Here is an 18117-nt window from a genome sequence, read left to right on the forward strand (position 1 = left end):
TTGGTGGTGTGTGGGCGATTGGAACAGCTGGAAGTGAGGGTGGAGAAGAAAGGGGGGGGGGGGGGGGGGGGGGGGGGGTTGGCAACCCCCCCCCCCCCCCCCCCCGCGCCGGGAGGCGCGAAATCGATCACGGGGAAGGGAGTGGACGTGTCCGTTGCAGCCGTGGCCGGCCCGGTGTCGCCGTTCGAGCTCACCGAGGACCAGCGCGCGATCCAGCAGACCGCGCGGGAGTTCGCCACCGAACAACTCGCCCCGCACGCCATCGAGTGGGACCAGGCCAAGCACTTCCCGGTCGAGGCGCTGCGCGCAGCCGGGCAGCTCGGCATCGGCGGGATCTACGTCGACGAGTCGGTCGGCGGCAGCGGCCTGAGCCGGTTCGACTCGGTGCTGATCTTCGAGGCGCTCGCCGCCGGCGACCCGTCGATCGCCGCCTACATCTCCATCCACAACATGTGCGCGGGCATGATCGACCGCTTCGGCAACGCCGAGCAGTGCGCCCGCTGGCTGCCGGGCCTGTGCTCGATGGAACGCCTGGCCAGCTACTGCCTCACCGAGCCCGGCGCGGGCTCGGACGCGGCGGCGCTGGAGACCCGCGCGGTGCGCGATGGCGATGACTACCTGCTGACCGGGGTCAAGCAGTTCATCTCCGGCGGCGGGACCTCGGACGTCTACGTGGTGATGGCCCGCACCGGCGAGCCCGGCGCGAAGGGCATCTCCACCTTCATCGTCGAGGGCGACGCCGAGGGCCTGTCCTTCGGCGCCAACGAGAAGAAGATGGGCTGGAACGCCCAGCCGACCCGGCAGGTGATCTTCGACGGCGTCCGGGTGCCCGCTGCCCAGCGGCTCGGCGACGAGGGCATCGGTTTCCGGATCGCCATGACCGGCCTGGACGGCGGCCGGCTCAGCATCGCCGCGTGCTCGCTCGGCGGTGCGCAGGCCGCGCTCGACAAGAGCCTCGCCTACGTGCGGGAACGCAGCGCCTTCGGCGCCAAGCTCAGCGAGTTCCAGGTGCTGCAGTTCAAGCTCGCCGACATGGCCACCGAGCTGGAGGCCGCCCGGCTGCTGCTGTGGCGGGCGGCGTGGGCGCTGGACGTCAAGGACCCGGCGGCCACCCGGTTGTGCGCGATGGCCAAGCGGCTGGCCACCGACGCGGGGTTCGCGGTGGCCAACGAGGCACTTCAGATCCACGGTGGTTACGGCTACCTTGCCGAGTACGGCCTGGAGAAGATCGTCCGCGACCTGCGGGTGCATCAGATCCTGGAAGGCACCAACGAAATCATGCGGCTGATCATCTCCAGGGGACTGCTGGCGGCCTGACCGCCGGCGGCCTCGGGTGGGCAGCGCACCAGCACGGACTGGGAGGTTCGCAGTGCTCGACGCAAGTCCGGCGCCTCGCGAGCACCGCCCCGACGTCGCGTGGTCCGCAATTTCCATTGAAATCGAAGCTTCGATTTCAATGGAAATTGCGGCAGGAGGGTGTAGAGGCGGGTGCTGAGGTTCCGCTGGCGCACCGGAACGCAAGCCGGTCCGTGCACATGAAGACAGGAGTCGCACTATGACGGAGCCCGAGATCCTGGTTCGCGAACAGGGCTCGCTCGGCCGGATCACGCTCAACCGCCCCAAGGCGCTCAACTCGCTGACGCTGGGGATGGTCCGGGCGATGGCGCAGGCGGTGGAGCAGTGGCGCACCGCCGAGCACATCCGGGCGATCCTGATCGACGGGGCCGGTGAGCGCGGGCTGTGCGCGGGCGGCGACGTCCGCGCCCTGCACGACGCGGCGAAGGCCGGCGACGAGTCGCTGCCCGCCGCGTTCTGGACCGAGGAGTACCAGCTCAACTCGGCCCTGGCGGGTTATCCGAAGCCGGTCATCGGGATCATGGACGGCATCTGCATGGGCGGCGGCGTCGGCATCTCCGCGCACGGCTCGCACCGGGTGGTCACCGAGCGCTCCAAGGTCGGCATGCCCGAGGTCGGCATCGGCTTCATCCCCGACGTCGGCGGCACCTACCTGCTCTCCAGGGCCCCCGGCGAGCTCGGCACGCACCTGGCGCTGACCGGTGCGCCGGCCGGCGGCGCGGACGCGATCTACTGCGGGGTCGCCGACTACTACGTCAACAGCGCGAACCTGCCGGAACTCGTCGAGGCGTTGGCCACCGGCGAGGTGGACGAGGTGCTGCAGAAGTTCTCCGAATCCGCGCCCGAGGCCTCGCTGGCCGCGCAGCGGGAGTGGATCGACGCCGCGTACTCGGCGGACGGCGTCGAGGAGATCCTGCGGCGCCTGCGCGAGCGGCCGGAGGAAGCGGCCCGCGAGACCGCAGAGGTGATCGGGCAGAAGTCGCCGACCTCGCTCAAGGTCACCCTGAAGGCCCTGCGCAGCGACTACGGCTCACTGGAGGAGGCCCTCGTCCAGGAGTACCGGCTGGCCATGGCGTGCGTGCGCATCGGCGACTTCGTCGAGGGCGTGCGCGCGACGCTGGTGGACAAGGACCGCAACCCGCAGTGGTCGCCGGCGCAGTTGTCCGATGTGGACGAATCTCGGGTGGAGAAGTTCTTCGAACCGGTCGCGGACGAGCCGGAGCTGTTCGGCTGATCCGCGGCGGCCTTGACGGAAGTTCCAGCGCAGAAGGGGAAAATGACAATGGCTGTCATCGGATTCATCGGGCTGGGCCACATGGGCGGCCCGATGTCGGCGAACCTCGTCAAGGCCGGCCACTCGGTGCAGGGTTTCGACCTGATCCCGGCGGCGCTGGAGGTCGCCGACCGGCACGGCGTGACCACCGTCGCATCGGCGGCCGACGCCGCCGCCGGTGCCGACGCGGTGATCACCATGCTGCCCAGCGGCAAGCACGTGCTGGCCTGCTACGACGACGTGCTCGCCGCGGCGAAGCCCGGCACCCTGCTCATCGACTCCTCCACCGTCGACGTCGCGGACGCCCGCCAGGCGCACGAGCGGGCCGCCGAGGCGGGCTTCGGCTCGATCGACGCCCCGGTCTCCGGCGGCACCGCCGGCGCCGAGGCGGGCACCCTGACGTTCATGGTGGGCGGCTCGGAGGAGGACTTCCGCCGCGCCGAACCGCTGCTGGAACCGATGGCGCGCAAGGTCATCCACTGCGGCGGACCGGGCAACGGCCAGGTCACCAAGATGTGCAACAACCTCATCCTGGGCGCGTCCATGATCGCGGTGAGCGAGGCGTTCGTGCTGGGGGAGCGGCTGGGGCTGTCGCACCAGGCGCTCTACGACGTGGCGTCGATCTCCACCGGGCAGTGCTGGGCGCTGACCACCAACTGCCCGGTTCCGGACCTGGTGGAGACCAGCCGGGCCAACCACGACTACGAGCCCGGCTTCGCCGCGGCGCTGATGCTCAAGGACCTCAGGCTGGCGGCCTCGGCGGCGGAGCAGAGCGGCACCGACGCCGCGATCGGCCGCCTGGCCACCGAGCTCTACCAGCGGTTCAACGAGGAGGGCGGCGGCGACCTGGACTTCGGCGCGATCATCAAATCCGTCCGGGAGCACTCCGAGCAGCGCTGACGGCCCGATGCCGGTTTCGCGAGGAATTACCGTTTCCCCTGGTGGTGGTCGGTTCCTCGCGAAATCGTGCTGCGCCGCGGGAGGCGCGCACGCGGGGTAGTCGCGGGCGGGACCCGGGGTGGCGCACGGCTTCATCGGACCGGGCGTACCCTGACGCTCTGTGTTGGAGTGGCTGGTCGAGTGGTACGACGGCGTCGAGCTGTGGCTCGTGCAGCTCGTCTACCCCCTGCAGGTGACCCTGGTGCTGGCGGTGCTGCTGCCGCTGTGCTGGGTGCTCGCCCGTGTGATCGACCGCGGCATCGACCGCCTCGGCGCGAAGCTGACGAGGGTTCGCGACGCGGAACCCCCGGTCGGCCGCCGGGACGGCGAGGCCGGGCGGAAGGGGACGGCGGCGTGACGTCGCGCAAGCGCATCTCGGTGGCGTTGGTCGGGCTGATCGCCCTGGTCGTCATCGGCTGGTTCGTCCGGGACTACGTGGCCGTCGATCCCGGCGCGGCGACGCAGCAGCGGGCCGTGCCCGGTGTCGAGTCCGGCCTGCCGGTCAAGGCGCTGTCCACGCTGCCGCCGGAGGCCGGGCAGACCTGGCAGCTGATCATCAAGGGTGGCCCGTTCCCGTACCCGGGCAAGGACGGCTCGGTGTTCGGCAACCGAGAAGGCGTCCTGCCGGAGCAGAAGTCGGGTTACTACCACGAGTACACCGTGAAGACGCCGGGTTCCCAAGATCGCGGTGCCCGGCGACTGGTCACCGGCAGCCATTCCGAGCTTTACTACACGAGCGATCATTACGAGTCATTTGTGGTTGTCGACGCCGCGGGTTGAGTGCGATGTTTGCGACGAAGTGGGCCAGCAGGGTGCGGAAGGAGCCGACGGTGAGCGAGGTGGAGCAGCCGTCCGCCGACGTCACTGCGCGCGAAGCCGTGCAGGAAGCCGAGCAGCGGGGCGCGGTCGCGCACGTGCTGGACGGCTCCGATCTGATCAGCAAGCGGACCACCCTGGACGGGATCGCCGCGGTGCTGAACTTCCCGGAGTGGACGGGCCGCAACCTGGACGCCCTCTACGACTGCCTGACGGACCTGTCCTGGCTGCCGGAGGGCGAGCACGTGCTGGTCTGGTCGGGCTTCCAGGCGCTGGCGGAGCACGACCCGAAGGCGTTCGGCCGGATCAACGCGGTGCTCCGCGACGCCTCCGAGCACCCGATCTGCGGCCGCGAGTTCACGGCGGTGCTGACCAGGTCCTGATCGCCCATTGGTGATCAGGCACGCCTCGCGATACTGGCTCCCGTGCAGAACAGGAGGCAGTATGACTGTCGTGAACATGCGGGCGGACGAGCAGCACGCGCCGATGACCGTCGACGATCTCGAGCGGCTACCCGACGACGGGCGCCGCTACGAGCTGGTCGACGGGAGGCTTGACGTGTCTCCTGCGCCGACCTTCAGGCATTCGGATATCGAGAACCGATTGCACCTCCACTTGGGGGTAGCTGCGCCAGACGAGTACAAGGTTCTCCAGGGTGCGGGCTACAACTTCAACGGCGATCGGACACATCACCGCATTCCAGATCTCTCGGTGATCCACGACGAAGACAGCGAGGAGCCGTATCTCACCCGGCCGCCTCTGCTCGCGATCGAGGTCGTCTCACCGAGCAGCGGGTGGCGTGATTACTACACCAAGACCCACGAATACGCGAAGTTCGGGATCCAGGCGTACTGGATCATCAACCCGATATTGGATCAACCAGCCATCGAGGAACTGCGTCTGGAAGACGGTGAGTATCGCCAGGAGCGGCAAGCGATCGGCGAGGACGTCTTCGCCACCGATTTCCCGTTCCCGGTCAAGCTCGTTCCGCACTGGCTGCTGGCCAAGGGACCGTGGCGCGAGCGGATCGGCGGCGAAGGCGCCTGAGCGTCACTTCAGGGCGTCGGGCACCCAGGCGGGCTTGCGCTTCTCCGCGAAGGCCCGCATGCCCTCCTGGCCTTCCTCGCCCGCGAAGTGCTTCGCCGACAGCTCCAGCATCTGGGCGAACGCCTCGCCCATGCTCGACGGGCGCTGGCCGATGAGCATCTCCTTCGTGGCCGCCATCGCGCCCGGGGCGCCCAGGGCGAGCATGTCGGTGTAGCGCTTGACCTCCGCGTCCAGCTCGTCGGCGGCGACGGCGGAGTTGAGCAGGCCGATCTCGGCAGCGCGGCGGGCGTCGAAGGTCTCGCCGGTCAGGAACAGCTCGTGCGCCTGGCGGGCGTCGAGGCGCGGCAGCACCGTCACCGAGATCACCGCGGGCACGACACCGATGCGCACCTCGGAGAACGCGAAGGTCGCCGCGTCCACCGCGACCGCGATGTCGCAGGCCGCCACGATGCCGACGCCGCCCGCGCGGGCCGGGCCGGCGAGCTTGGCGACCACCGGCTTCGGACTGGTCCAGATCTGCTCCAGGATCGCCGGGAACTCGTTGACGCCCTGCTTCTCGGAGTCGGCCGAGCGCGACTCCTTGAGGTCCATCCCGGCGCAGAACACCTTGCCGGTGTGGTCCAGGACGATCACGCGCACCGCGTCGTCGGCGATCGCCGCGCTCAGGTGGTCCCGCAGTTCGCGCCGCAGCTGCGCGGACAGCGCGTTGCGGTTGTGGGGCGAGTCCAGCGTGATCGTCGCGATGCCATCGGCCACGGCGAGGTGCACAAGCTCATCCATGACAGGCACGTTAACCGTCGTTAGCCCCCGCGGGCCAGTGAGCAACATCCCACTTCGGATCGGCTCGAGAACCTCCGTCGCAGGTCACGGGCCGTGCGTGCAGCAGCACGAAGTACATGCGGCCCTGTCAGGTCGAGGGATAGCGGTCGGCCCACTCGGGCGGCCGGGGGCCGAACTCCAGGACCGCGTCGTGGGCGAGGCGCTCGATCACCTCGTAGAGCTCCAGCTCCACCGTCCAGCGCTCCGGGATCCGCTCCGCGCCGGACGCCGCGCCGATCAGGCTGCCGCAGACCGCTCCCGTCGTGGCGCTGTTGCCCGAGTGGTTCACCGCCACCGGCAACGCCGCATCGAAGTCCCCGTCGCAGGCCAGCGCCGCGTACAGCCCGATGCCCAGCGCTTCGGCCGCGGTCGAGCCGGCGCCCAGGGCGCGTTCGAGATCACCTGGCGGCACGCGGCCGCTGCGGGCCAGCCGGACCGCTGCGGAGATGCGGCGGCTGACGTCCTCGTGCCCCGTGTGCGGGGTGAGCTGCTCCAGCGCCGCATCGACCGCTGTGGCCAGCGGCTCGCCGTTCATCAGCCGCGACACTAGGAACGCCAGCGCGCCCGCGCTCAGCCAGGCCGCCGGGTGGCCGTGGGTGAGCGCCGCGGTTCGCATGCCGACGTGGAAGACCTCCGCCGGGTCGTTGCTCCACAGCGCCGCCGGCACCGCCCGCATGATCGCGCTGCTGCCCTGCGAGTCGCTGACCGGGTGGTCCGGGGAGCCCATCCGCTGCTGGCCCTTGGCGAACGCGATGAGCGTGCGCATCATGGTGCGGCCCGGGTTGCGGGTCTGGAACAGCGCCCGCTGGCGCACCAGCCAGCCGTCCGGCTCCGGGGTGCCACCCAGGAACTCGCCTGCCGCGCGCGGCCAGCTCAGGTGCTGGGTGTGCAGCCACCGCTGGTAGGCGTGCTGGATGTGCCGGGCCGGGTCCTCGGCGCCGGTGGTGCGGCGCGCGACGTTGGCCCGGATCGTGCCCTCCAGCGAGAACAGCAGGAGCTGGGTGTCGCTGCCGAGCCGTCCCGACGGGTGGCCGGCCGGGATGTAGTCGGTGAGGCCGTCCGCGCCGTGCCGGGCCCGGATCTCGTCCCAGCTGTCCGCGGCGATGGGCAAGCCGAGCGCCTCGCCGATCGCGCAGCCGAGCACCGCTCCGAGGAACCGGTCGCGGGACGCGGCCAGCCGGGGCACCGCGGTCAGCCCGGTGCGGTAGTCCGTTGTGGACGGTGCCTGGGGTTCGGCGGATTCGGTGGTCGGATAGCGGCGCTGCCACCGGTCGGATTCGTCCGGGTACGGGCCGAATTCCGTTGCCGCGTCCTCGGAAATCCGTTCGACGAGCTCGATGATCGGCAGTTCCTCCCGCCATCGCGGGGGAATCGCCGTCGGGCCGTGCAGAGCGCCGAGCAGCTGCCCGCACAGCGCGGCCGCGTCGGCGCTGTGCAGGCTCGCCGACTCGACGGCGCCGGCGAAGTCGTCCTCGCAGGCCGTGGCGACCCGGGCGGCGATCGCCAGCGCGTCCAGGCCGCTGCGCCCGGTGGACATCGCGTCGAGGTGGGCCCGCCCGGGACGGAATCCGGCAGGGCTGAGCCGGCCGAGCCGCAGGGCCCGGGTCAGCGCCGTGCGTCCCGTCTGCCAGCCGGAAAGCCCTTGCCGCAGCGAGGTTTGCAGCGAGTTCCCGCGCAGCAGCCACAGCATCGCCACGCCGAGCACGCTGGCCGGGCTGTGGCCGTTGGGATGGCCGTGGGTGAGCGCGGCGAGATCGCCGCCGAGCGCGAACACCGTGCCGGGATCGCCCGACCACAGCGCGGCGAGCGCGCCGAGCGGCACAGCGGATGCCGTGTCCGAGGAGTTGATCGGCTGCTGCCGCGAGCCGGCGGCGTGCCCGGCGGCGACCCGGGCGAGCGCGGTGAGCATCGCTGGGTCGTCGCTGCCGGTGCCGCGCAGCGCGGGCTCGGTGACCAGCCAGCCGTTGGGCTGGGCGGTGTCGGCTCCGCAGTCGCGCCACGGCACGCCCCGGGTGTGCAGCCAGCGCTGGAGCCCGGCGAGGGCGGAACCGACCGGGTCGCCGTCGCCCGTCGACCGCGCGTTGGTGTGCGCGCGGATCAAGGCATCCAGGACGAAGAGCACGGCGGTGGTGCGCTCGCCGACCCGCCCGAGCGCGACGAACTCGCCGACCGCGCCGCCCAGCAGCATGCCGAGCAGCCGGCCCGGCGCCTCGGGCAGCGCGCCGTCCCGATCGGCCAGGCCGGTGGCGGGTGCCGGCGGGGTTTCCGCGGCGAGCCGGTGTTGCAGGGCCGTCGCCCACAGCGGCCTGGTGGCGGGATGCCGCCGCCACTGCCGCCAGGTGTCCAGCAGCTGCTGCTCCACCGGGTCGCGGCGGCTGGCCGCGCGCGCCTCCCGCCACGCCGCCAGCAGCGCTCGTTCCGTCTCGTCGAGACCTATTTCGTCCACTATGGATTATCCGAGGTAGCGCCCGGCCCAGTCGGGCGCCGGCGTGTCGGTGAAGATCTCCGTCCTGGCACGGTGTTCGTCGGTGACCAGCTGGGCGAGGACTTCCCGCAGCTCCAGCTCGCCGACCCAGTCCGCGGGGATCTCCTCGGCGCCCCGGGCGGCGCCGAGCAGGCTGCCGCAGATGGCTGCGGTGGCCGCGGTGTTCCCGGCGTGGGTGGCGGCCAGCGACACGGCGTCGGAGATGGAGTTCGGATGCGACAGCGCCGCCGCGACCGCGATGGCCAGGGCCTCCGGCGCGTTCCAGCCCAGGCCCAGCTCGTCGAAGCTGGTGGGCGAGGCCGGTCCGCCGCCGGCGATCTGGACCGCCGCGCGCAAGCCCTGCGCGGTGTTCTCGGCGCCTTCCACCTGGTCCAGCTCGGCCAGCACCACGTGCACGGCGTCGACGAGCGTCTGGCCGCTGTTCAGCGCGCACACCAGGCCGGCCAGCGCGCCCGCGGGCAGGAAGCCGTCCGGGTGGCCGTGGGTGATCACGGCGATCTCCGCGCCCAGCGAGATGGCGTGCGGCACGTCGGCGGCGTCGAAGCCGACCACCGCCCCGCGCACCGTGGCGACCGCTGTCCGGGCCGCGTTCGGCGGGCTGGCCGGGGTGGGGACGTCGCGCCGGTCGGCGAAGCGGGCCAACGCCGTCAGCGTCGCCTCGTCCGGGAACCGTTGTGCGCGAAGGGCTTCGGTCCCGACGAGCACACCGTCGACCTCCTCGTTCGACACCTGCGCGCCCTGCGTGTGCATCCAGTGCAGCAGGGCCAGGCGCACCATCGACGGCCGGTGCGCGGCGATCCCGCGCAGCGCCGAGCGGATGTGCGAGCTGATCAGCGCGTCCAGCACGAACGTGGTCTGCTGCGTGTACACCGTGGCCGAGCCGCGACGGCCGAAGAGCTCGGTGAGTTCCCGGACGCCTTCGGGGTTCTCGCGCAGGATCTTGCGCAGGTCGGTGAACATCCACGGCGCACCTAGGGCGTCGCCGACCGCGGAGCCCAGCACGCAGCCTTCGAGCCGCTCGCTCCGGCTGAGCTCCACCTGGGTTTCGGCGGCGGGCTCGACCTCGGCTTCGGGCTCGGCCGCGGCCTCGCCGATCAGCTGGGCGGCGCGTTCGGCGCCGAAGGCCTCAACGAGCAGCTTCTGCAGGCTCTGCGTGAGGTCGGCGGAACTCCCCTCACCGTTGTCGCGGAACTTGCGCCACACGCTGAGCAGCTGCTGTTCCTCGTCCGACAGGCCGTCGTCGGCCTCGTCGTCGGCATCGACCGGCGCCTCCGCGACGGCGACTTCCGCAGCCGGGGCTTCGACAGCGGCGGCTTCGACGACCGGGGCTTGGGCAGCGGGCACATCGATGGCGGGAACTTCGGCCGCGGGCTCGATGGCGGGAACTTCGGCCGCCAGGGGCTCGACGGCCGGAGCTTCCGGCACTTCCTGGACCGGCTCCTCGACGACCGGCTCGGGCTCGGGCGTTTCCGCTGCCGGCACGGGCTCTTCGACCGCCTCGGCGGGCTCCACGACCGCCGGCTCGGCGGCGGGCTCCACGTCGCCGATCGGGTAGCGCTCCAGCCACTCCGCGCCCGTCGGCGGGGTCGGGCCGAACTCCTGGATCGCGTCGCCGGCCACCGCCTCGATGACCTCGCGCAGCTCCAGCTTGTCCCGCCAGGTCTGCGGGATCGCGTCCGCCGTGTGCGCCGCGCCCATGATGTTCCCGCAGATCGCGGCGGTGGAGTCGCTGTCACCGGAGTGGTTGGCGGCCAGGATCACGGCGTCGGCGAACGACTCCGGGTACGTCAGCGCCGCGCACACCGCGATCGCCAGGGCCTGCTCGCCGAACCAGCCCTCGCCGAGGACCTCGTGGATCTGCTCCGGCGTCGGGGTGCCCGCGGTGGCCAGCTCGATGGCCCGGCGCAGCGCGGTGCTGGTCTCCTCGTGACCGTCCCACGTGGACAGTTCGGTGAGCGCGCGGTCCACCGCCTCGGGCAGCGACCGGCCCGCCAGCAGCTGCTGGACGATCACCGCGAGCGCCCCCGCGGGCAGGTAGCCGTTGGGGTGGCCGTGGGTCAGCACCGCGGTCATCGCGCCGACCTGGAACACCTCGGCCGCGTCGGCGGACCACAACCCGGCCGGGGCGGCCCGCATGACGCCGCCGCAGCCCTTCGAGTCGTTGAGGCGGTTGGCGAACGAGCCCTGCTTGTTGCCGTTGGCGTAGCCGTGCAACGCCTGTATGCAGGTGGTGCCGGGCGCGCGGCGGACGAACAGGCCCTTCTGCTTGATCAGCCAGCCGTCCGGCGGGTTCGCGGCCAGCGGCCCGCCGGCCTCCCGCCAGTCGAAGCCCTGGGTGTGCAGCCAGCGCTGGTAGGCGTGCTGCACCTGGGTGGTGGGCTCATTCTCGCCGAAGAGCCGGCGGCGGATGCTGGCCCGGATGAGACCGTCCAGCGTGAACAGCGTCATCTGGGTCTCGTCGCTGATCGAGCCGCCGGGCCGGTGGGCGTCGACGAAGTCGGTCAGACCCGCGACGCCGTACTTGCGGCGGATGTCCTGCAGCGAGTCGTCCTCGATCGGGTAGCCGAGCGCGTCGCCGGCGGCGCCGCCGAGCAGGAAGCCCAGGATGCGGTGCGGCCGGAGTTCGCTGGGGTCGACGAAAGCTTCGACCGGTTCCTCGACCGCCTCGACGACCGCGGCGACGTCGACGACCGCGGTGACCTCGGCCTCCGGCTGGTCGTCGGTTTCAATTGAAACCGCAGGCACCTCGGGTTCGGCGGGTGCGGTGTCCTCCGCCGGAGCCTCGGCCTCCGGTTGGTCCGCAGTTTCAATTGAAACTGCGGGGACGTCGGGTTCGGCCGCTTCGGCCGGTGCTTCGTCGGCGACCGGCGCCGGTTCCGCTTCCGCCTGCTTGGCGACCGGTTCCGACCCCACCAGCGGGAGGTCGGAGGTGAAGATCAGGTCGGAGATGTCCTTCGCGGCCGGGTACCGCGAGGCCCACGCGTCCCCGGTCGGCGGCGCCGCGCTGAACTCCAGCAGCGCGTCCTTCGCCAGCGTCTCGACGATCTCGCGCTGCTTGAGGTCGCGCAGCCACACCCCGGGCAAGGCGGTCGAACCGTAGCGGGCGCCGACGATGTTCCCGCAGATCGCCGCGGTGGAGTCGCTGTCGCCGGAGTGGTTGACGGCCACCATCAGCGCGGCGGCGACGGTGTCGGTGCTCAACGCCGCGCACACCGCGATGGCCAGCGCCTCGTGCCCGGCCCAACCGCCGCCCAGCGCGTCCTTGAGCTCCTCCGGGCTCGGCTTGCCCTGCTTGGCGAGATCCTCGGCGGCCTGCAACGCGCGGTCGGTGTCCTCGTGGCCGTGGTACTGCACGAGCAGTTCGCGGGCCTGCCGCACCGCCTCTTCCAGCGTCTCCTCGCGCAGCAACCGGTGCACCACGACGGCCAGCACGCCGGCGGGCAGGTAGCCGTTGGGCCGCGAGTAGGTCAGGGCCGCGGTCGCGGCGGCGAGCTCGAAGACCTGCTTGGGGTCGTCCGACCACAGCGCGACCGGGGCGGCCCGGACGACGCCGCCGCAGTCCTGCGAATCGTTGATCGGCCGCTCGAACGTGCCGGGCGCGCCGACCGAGGCGAACTCCCGCAGCGCGGTGATGCAGCTGCTGTTCGGCGAGCGCACGACGAACAGGTCGCGCTGGTCGATCAGCCAGCCGTTGGGCTTGGGGTGGCTCATCGTGAACGGCCCGGCCGCGCGCATCCACGCGTAGCCCTGGGTGTGCAGCCAGCGCTGGTAGGCGAGCTGGATCGCCGACAGCGGGCTGTCCGCGCCGGTCGAGCGCGTCGCGATGTGCCCGCGGATCAGGCCTTCCAGGGTGAACAGCGTCATCTGGGTGTCGTCGGTGAACTCGCCCGGCTGCTCACCGGCGCGGTCGTACTCGGTGACGCCCATCGCGCCGAACCGGCTGCGGATCTGGTCCACCGGGTAGAACTCCACCGGCGCGCCGAGCGCGTCGCCGATCGCGCCGGCCAGCATCGAGCCGACGAACCGGCGGCCGTACTCGGTTTCGGCCGGATCCACCGCCGGCTTCGGGGCCTGCTCGACGGGCGGCGCCGGTGCCGCGGGCGGCTGCTGCGCGGCTCCCGGCGGCGTGACCACCGGAGTGCCGGTGGCGGGGGAGTGCACCGGCACTCCCGGCGCCTTCGGCGGCACGGCGGCCGCGGCCTTGGCCAGGTCCTCGGCGGGGAGCCGGGCCTTGACCGGGCTGGTCGGGTTCACCTGCACGTCGATGCCGGTGAGGGGGTGCGTCGCGAGCTGGCGGCCGGTCATCCGCTGCCAGGTCGTCCAGTTCGGCGGCAGGAAACCCTCGGAGGTGAACACCTGCAGCTGCCGGCGGCCGGACTCGTGCTCCATCGTGAACAGCCCGTTGCCCTGCGGCTGCGCGAACAGGATCAGCTCGGCGTCCAGCATCGCGGTCAGCAGCGCGTGCCCCTGGGCGTAGCCGGTGGTGGTCAGCTGCAGCGCCCGCTCGACGTCGTTGGTCGGCGCGGGCAGCCGCAGCGCGACCGGCGAGGGTCGGTAGTTCGGGTTGGGGGAGAAGTCGTCGGTGATCTCGCCCTGCTCATCGACCCGGTAGCCGCCGATGAAGCCCCACGGCGGCACCTCGGCGTTCGGATCGGTGAAGATCGGGTCGACCACGTACAGCCAGGTGTTCGGCTGCTTCATGGCCTGTTCTCGCATGGTCGGCGTGATGACCGGTCGATTCGGCTGCTGCGTGTTCATCTCGCGCTGTTGTCCCCGACTCCTCGTCCAGCCTTGCATTGATCGCCCCCACCCACCGGCGGTCACTCGATAGCGCGGGCCTGGCGGGTACGACGGACACAGGGAGCGGCCGGTTCCCCGTCCAGACGCTGGCAAGCAACTCTCTCATGACCACATGGGGTGAAGCTTAGTGTTCGGAAGAACAACTCAGAGTCAGGTGTTGATTTTCGCTCCCGCCGCTGGTCGCGCGGCCGGGCGGCTCACGCGGTGGTGTCGGTGAGCGCGGCCGCCATCAGGCATTGCAGGCAGGGCATGCCCGCCGGGCCGTCGAGCGCCTCGGCCTCGCCGGGGAGGATGCCGAAACCGCAGTAGGCGTAGAGCATCGGCGGCAGCGGGCCGTCGGCGGGCAGCGGGAAGAAGTGGCAGGACTTGTCCTGCTCGCTGCGGGCGAACTCGGCGCGGACCCGCGCCATGAAGTGCGGTTGCGGGTTCATCGGTCGCACCGCCAAGTCGGGTCCGGCAGCGACCTGGGCTGTCGGGGGTGTCCGGGTCGCTGCCGGTTTTCGTGTACCCAGCTGGATGACACGGCCACATCATGCCCCGCAGGTTGCCCCGGCAAACCCAGTTGTCGACTTTTGCTCAGATGCATGCCTTTTCGGTGCAGTCGAGCACGCCTTCGGAGTGGTCGAGCTCGTTCGTCGAGACGGTGACGTCGTGATCTTCGAAGTCCGCCACGAGTCTGAGGCGTCCTCCGAGGGCAGCGATGTAGCGCTCGAGCGTGCCGACCTCGATCTGCGCCAGATCTCCTTGTTCGAGTTTGCTCACGCGGGGCTGGCTGACCTGCATCCGCGCGGCGACCTCCGACTGGGACAGCCCGGCCGCTTTGCGCAGCTGGGCGAGGCGGTCGCCCAGGATGTAAGCCTGGGTCAGGATGTGGGCTTGCTCCCGGGCGGCTTCCACGTCGCGGCCGCGCGCCCGGTCCAGGGCTTCTTTGTCCTTCTTGACGTCCTTCCAAGAACGACCCATTGCTAGCCCTCCTCCAACTCCGCCAGGTGTTCCTCGAAACGCTTCTCGGCAAGCGGGATGTTCGTCTCGTACCAACCTCGCGACCAGGTCGGCGCTCTCGGGGTCGTTCTGGACCAACGAGAAGAACCAGGTACTGACCTCTTCATGCAACTCGACGTCCCAGCTCACAAGCTTAATATAACGCGAGCATTATAGCTAGGGTGTTGTGGGCTGGATGAGGCGTTCGGTCTCTCGGTTCACAGGGCCGCGGGGAGTTGCAGGGGAGCGGCGCTGAGGGTTTCGGCGTAGCGGTGGAGGATCAGGTCCGCCACGCCGTCGTCGTCGGCCATCGGGGCCGCGATCAGCGGGTCGGTCGCGTGCTCGCGGGCCATGCCGGTGATCCGGTCCGGGAGCAGGCCCGGGGCCAGGAACCAGGAGGCGACCGCGAAGCGGCGCGCGCCGCGGGCGCGCAGGGCCTCGATCGCCGCCGGTACGTCCGGTTCGGCGGCCGCCGCGAAGGCCGGGACGACGCCCGCCCAGGCTGCTTTCGCCTGCCAGCGCCCGGCTACGTCAGCCACCAGCCGGTTCGCCGCTGCGTGCGACGAGCCCGCGCCCGCCAGGACCACGCCCAGCTCCGGATCTTCCGGATCGGCGCCCTCGTCCACCAGCCGGCGCCACGCCGCCCCGTCCAGCCTCGGATCCGGCCCCAGCACGTCGGAAACGTGCACCCGGAACCGCGGATAGCGCCGTTGCACGTCGGCCACCGCCGCGGGCACGTCGACGCGGGCGTGGAACGCCCGGCCGAGCAGCAGCGGCACGACCACCGCGGCGGAGTGCCCGTCGCCGTGCACCGCGTTGAGCACGTCGCCGACGCGCGGCGCCGAGAGGTCCAGGAACGCCACGCGCACGTCCAGGTCCGGGCGCGCCGCGCGCACCACGTCCAGCAGGGCGTGGATCGTCGCAGCCGAACGCGGATCCCGGCTGCCGTGCGCGACGGCCACCAGCGGAGCGGTCATGAGCGGCTCATTCCGACGCGGCGGCCAGCGGTGCCAGCGGCACGCCGATCAGTCCGGCGGCCAGCGTGGTGCCGTCGGACTGGTCGATCACCAGGAACGAGCCGGTGCGCCGGCTCGCGGCGTAGTCGTCCACCGGCAGCGGCTCCGAGGTGCGCAGCTGAACTCGGCCGATCTCGTTGAGCTGCAACGAATCCGGACCATCCACACTAGACAACTGCTGCTCGTCGAAGCGGGCGGACAGCTCGGTGACGATGGCCTGCACCGTGCGGGTGCCGTGCTTGACCAGCACCTTGGCGCCCGGGTTCAGCGGCTTCTCCGCCAGCCAGCAGACCGTGGCGTCGAGCTCGTCGGTCACCCGCGGTGGCGCGTCCGCGGCGGCGATCAGGTCGCCGCGCGAGATGTCCACGTCGTCGGCCAGCAGCAGCGTGACAGAGTGCCCGGCGGCGGCGCGCGGCTTCGCGCCGTTCGGGGTGTCCACCTTGGACACCCGGGTGCGCAGCCCGGCCGGGAGCACGACCACCTCGTCGCCCTCGGCGACGACACCGGCCGCCACCTGGCCCGCGTAGCCGCGGTAGTCCGGGTGTTCGGCGGTGCGCGGCCGGATCACGTACTGCACCGGCATCCGGAACGGCGCATCGTGCGGGTCCGGCGCCACCGGCACGCTCTCCAGGTGCTCCAGCAGCGAAGGCCCGCTGTACCAGGGGGTGTTCGCGGAACGCTCGACCACGTTGTCGCCGAGCAGCGCGGACACCGGGATGGTCACCACGGTGTCGTCCCCGTAGCCCAGGGCCCGGGCGTGCTCGGCGAACTCGGCGGCGATGCGGGTGAACACCGCCTCGTCGAAGTCCACCATGTCGATCTTGTTGACCGCCAGCACCAGCTGCGGCACGCCCAGCAGCGCCAGCACCGCGGCGTGCCGCCGGGTCTGCTCGATGACGCCCTTCCGCGCGTCCACCAGCAGCACGGCCAGCTGCGCGGTCGAGGCGCCGGTGACGGTGTTGCGGGTGTACTGCACGTGCCCCGGGGTGTCGGCGAGCACGAAGGTGCGCTTCGGCGTGGCGAAGTAGCGGTAGGCCACGTCGATCGTGATGCCCTGCTCGCGCTCCGCGCGCAGGCCGTCCACCAGCAGCGACAGGTCCGGGGTGGCCAGGCCGCGGTCGGCGCTGGCCCGGTGCACCGCGTCGAGCTGGTCGGCCAGCACCGACTTGGTGTCGTGCAGCAGCCGCCCGACCAGGGTGCTCTTGCCGTCGTCGACGGAGCCGGCGGTGGCCAACCGCAGCAGATCGCTGTGCACCGGCAGGGTCACCTCGGTGCCGCTGTCCGGCGCGGTGCGGGTGGTCGTCTCGGTCATTGAAGAACCCATTCCTGGCTTTGGAGTGCTCGGCTCGGAAAGCTGGAGTCGTGAGCGCAGATCAGCTGATTCGTCTGCGCACAACATCGGACTGCTTTGACTTCGGTTTGATCTTTTCTGTGAAGCGGCGAAGCCGCTTAGCCCACTCTCGCAACTTGCACCGCCGCGGATTCTCAGACTGTGTCCGCCCGAAGGGGCTCTCGGCGAGGACAGCCCCGATGCCGCGTATTGGTCATACGTAAGTCGGGGATCCCACAGCCGAGGCGGCGTCTGCAATTCCCGCAGGGGGGCCGCTACCTGCACCGCTACGCAAAGAGAGTCCACGGACGGCTCTTCTCAGAAGTAGCCCTCGCGCTTGCGGTCTTCCATCGCCGCTTCGGAGAGGCGGTCGTCGGCGCGCGTTGCGCCTCGCTCGGTGAGGCGGCTGGCGGCGACCTCGGCGATCACGTCGTCGACCGTGTACGCCTCGGATTCCACCGCGCCGGTGCAGGAGCCGTCGCCGACGGTGCGGTAGCGCACCATCTTGGAAGCCGGGACCTCGCCCTCGCGCGGGCCGCCCCACGGCCCCGAGGTCAGCCACATGCCGTCGCGCAGGTACACCTCGCGGCGGTGCGCGTAGTAGATCTCCGGCAGCTCGATCTTCTCCCGCTGGATGTAGCGCCAGATGTCCAGCTCGGTCCAGTTCGACAGCGGGAACACCCGGACGTGCTCGCCCGGCCGGTGCTTGCCGTTGTACAGGTTCCACAGCTCGGGGCGCTGGCGGCGCGGATCCCACTGCCCGAAGGCATTGCGCAGGCTGAAGATGCGCTCCTTGGCGCGCGCCCGCTCCTCGTCGCGCCGGCCGCCGCCGAAGACCGCGTCGAACCGGTTCTCGCTGATGCCGTCCAGCAGCGGCGTGGTCTGCAGCGGGTTGCGGGTGCCGTCGGGCCGCTCCTGCAGCCGGCCGTCGTTGATGTAGTCCTGCACCGACGCCACCACCAGCCGCAGGTCGTGCCGCTCCGCCAGCTCGTCGCGGAACGCCAGCACCTCCGGGAAGTTGTGCCCGGTGTCGACGTGCAGCAGCGGGAACGGCACCGGAGCCGGCCAGAACGCCTTCAGCGCCAGGTGCACCAGCACCGTGGAGTCCTTGCCGCCGGAGAACAGGATCACCGGCCGGTCGAACTCCCCGGCCACCTCGCGGAAGATGTGGATCGCCTCGGACTCCAGCGCGTCCAGGTTGTCCACCTGCGGCGGCGCTTCGGCCGGATCGCTCGGCAACTCGACTGTCGTCATG

General features: G+C 71.2%; 15 protein-coding genes. 7 read left to right on the plus strand and 8 right to left on the minus strand.

Going from position 1 to position 18117, the window contains the following annotated elements; translation table 11 throughout:
• Positions 1–147 precede the first annotated feature (147 nt).
• The 7 genes from AC07FN_RS01110 to AC07FN_RS01140 all read left to right on the plus strand — a co-directional run bounded on the left by AC07FN_RS01110 (position 148) and on the right by AC07FN_RS01140 (position 5431).
• Positions 148–1317 (plus strand): isobutyryl-CoA dehydrogenase, encoded by a 1170-nt coding sequence (locus AC07FN_RS01110; RefSeq protein WP_478393773.1) that lies wholly within the window; start codon positions 148–150, stop codon positions 1315–1317.
• Between the two features lie 238 nt (positions 1318–1555).
• Entirely contained in the window at positions 1556–2590 is a 1035-nt protein-coding gene (locus AC07FN_RS01115; RefSeq protein ID WP_478393774.1) for an enoyl-CoA hydratase/isomerase family protein, read from the plus strand.
• Between the two features lie 48 nt (positions 2591–2638).
• Positions 2639–3529 (plus strand): 3-hydroxyisobutyrate dehydrogenase, encoded by an 891-nt coding sequence (mmsB, locus tag AC07FN_RS01120; protein ID WP_132489266.1) that lies wholly within the window; start codon positions 2639–2641, stop codon positions 3527–3529.
• Between the two features lie 160 nt (positions 3530–3689).
• Complete coding sequence (locus tag AC07FN_RS01125) at positions 3690–3926, plus strand: hypothetical protein (protein WP_358306283.1); 237 nt, start codon at positions 3690–3692, stop codon at positions 3924–3926.
• Positions 3923–4348 carry a guanyl-specific ribonuclease gene (locus tag AC07FN_RS01130; RefSeq protein WP_452612049.1) on the plus strand — a complete coding sequence of 142 codons (426 nt, stop codon included), beginning with the start codon at positions 3923–3925 and terminating at the stop codon, positions 4346–4348. The genes AC07FN_RS01125 and AC07FN_RS01130 overlap by 4 nt, the downstream gene beginning before the upstream one ends.
• A gap of 50 nt (positions 4349–4398) precedes the next feature.
• A complete protein-coding gene (locus tag AC07FN_RS01135) occupies positions 4399–4767 on the plus strand; it encodes a barstar family protein (RefSeq protein ID WP_397526436.1) in 369 nt (122 codons plus the stop codon).
• A gap of 61 nt (positions 4768–4828) precedes the next feature.
• Positions 4829–5431, plus strand: coding sequence for a Uma2 family endonuclease (locus tag AC07FN_RS01140; protein ID WP_478393775.1), 603 nt, complete (start codon positions 4829–4831; stop codon positions 5429–5431).
• A 3-nt stretch (positions 5432–5434) separates the two neighbouring features.
• Here AC07FN_RS01140 and AC07FN_RS01145 read toward each other — a convergent pair whose 3' ends face one another.
• From AC07FN_RS01145 to cysD, 8 genes are all read right to left on the minus strand, one after another.
• Positions 5435–6211 carry an enoyl-CoA hydratase-related protein gene (locus AC07FN_RS01145; protein WP_358576725.1) on the minus strand — a complete coding sequence of 259 codons (777 nt, stop codon included), beginning with the start codon at positions 6209–6211 and terminating at the stop codon, positions 5435–5437.
• A gap of 127 nt (positions 6212–6338) precedes the next feature.
• On the minus strand, positions 6339–8696 hold the full coding sequence (locus tag AC07FN_RS01150; RefSeq protein WP_478393776.1) for an ADP-ribosylglycohydrolase family protein: 2358 nt from the start codon (positions 8694–8696) through the stop codon (positions 6339–6341).
• A 6-nt stretch (positions 8697–8702) separates the two neighbouring features.
• Positions 8703–13493 carry a type VII secretion system-associated protein gene (locus AC07FN_RS01155; RefSeq protein ID WP_478393777.1) on the minus strand — a complete coding sequence of 1597 codons (4791 nt, stop codon included), beginning with the start codon at positions 13491–13493 and terminating at the stop codon, positions 8703–8705.
• 239 nt (positions 13494–13732) lie between these two features.
• Positions 13733–13966 (minus strand): hypothetical protein, encoded by a 234-nt coding sequence (locus AC07FN_RS01160; RefSeq protein WP_452612044.1) that lies wholly within the window; start codon positions 13964–13966, stop codon positions 13733–13735.
• A gap of 145 nt (positions 13967–14111) precedes the next feature.
• Positions 14112–14498, minus strand: a complete 387-nt coding sequence (locus tag AC07FN_RS01165; RefSeq protein WP_478393778.1) for a helix-turn-helix domain-containing protein — start codon at positions 14496–14498, stop codon at positions 14112–14114.
• A gap of 236 nt (positions 14499–14734) precedes the next feature.
• Complete coding sequence (locus tag AC07FN_RS01170; RefSeq protein WP_478393779.1) at positions 14735–15493, minus strand: sirohydrochlorin chelatase; 759 nt, start codon at positions 15491–15493, stop codon at positions 14735–14737.
• Positions 15494–15500: 7 nt separating this feature from the next.
• Positions 15501–16844, minus strand: coding sequence for a sulfate adenylyltransferase subunit 1 (locus AC07FN_RS01175; RefSeq protein WP_478393780.1), 1344 nt, complete (start codon positions 16842–16844; stop codon positions 15501–15503).
• 336 nt (positions 16845–17180) lie between these two features.
• Positions 17181–18116 carry a sulfate adenylyltransferase subunit CysD gene (cysD, locus tag AC07FN_RS01180; RefSeq protein ID WP_478393781.1) on the minus strand — a complete coding sequence of 312 codons (936 nt, stop codon included), beginning with the start codon at positions 18114–18116 and terminating at the stop codon, positions 17181–17183.
• Position 18117: the final 1 nt, after the last annotated feature.

It is taken from the genome of Saccharopolyspora sp. NPDC045941 (assembly GCF_056431445.1).

Bases quoted from the DNA above. Each gene is read 5' to 3' on its own strand.
- AC07FN_RS01115 (WP_478393774.1), top strand. From the start codon at position 1,556: ATGACGGAGCCCGAGATCCTGGTTCGCGAACAGGGCTCGCTCGGCCGG.
- mmsB (WP_132489266.1), top strand. From the start codon at position 2,639: ATGGCTGTCATCGGATTCATCGGGCTGGGCCACATGGGCGGCCCGATG.
- AC07FN_RS01140 (WP_478393775.1), top strand. From the start codon at position 4,829: ATGACTGTCGTGAACATGCGGGCGGACGAGCAGCACGCGCCGATGACC.
- AC07FN_RS01145 (WP_358576725.1), bottom strand. From the start codon at position 6,211: ATGGATGAGCTTGTGCACCTCGCCGTGGCCGATGGCATCGCGACGATC.
- AC07FN_RS01155 (WP_478393777.1), bottom strand. From the start codon at position 13,493: ATGAACACGCAGCAGCCGAATCGACCGGTCATCACGCCGACCATGCGA.
- AC07FN_RS01160 (WP_452612044.1), bottom strand. From the start codon at position 13,966: ATGAACCCGCAACCGCACTTCATGGCGCGGGTCCGCGCCGAGTTCGCC.
- AC07FN_RS01165 (WP_478393778.1), bottom strand. From the start codon at position 14,498: ATGGGTCGTTCTTGGAAGGACGTCAAGAAGGACAAAGAAGCCCTGGAC.
- AC07FN_RS01170 (WP_478393779.1), bottom strand. From the start codon at position 15,493: ATGACCGCTCCGCTGGTGGCCGTCGCGCACGGCAGCCGGGATCCGCGT.
- AC07FN_RS01175 (WP_478393780.1), bottom strand. From the start codon at position 16,844: ATGACCGAGACGACCACCCGCACCGCGCCGGACAGCGGCACCGAGGTG.
- cysD (WP_478393781.1), bottom strand. From the start codon at position 18,116: ATGACGACAGTCGAGTTGCCGAGCGATCCGGCCGAAGCGCCGCCGCAG.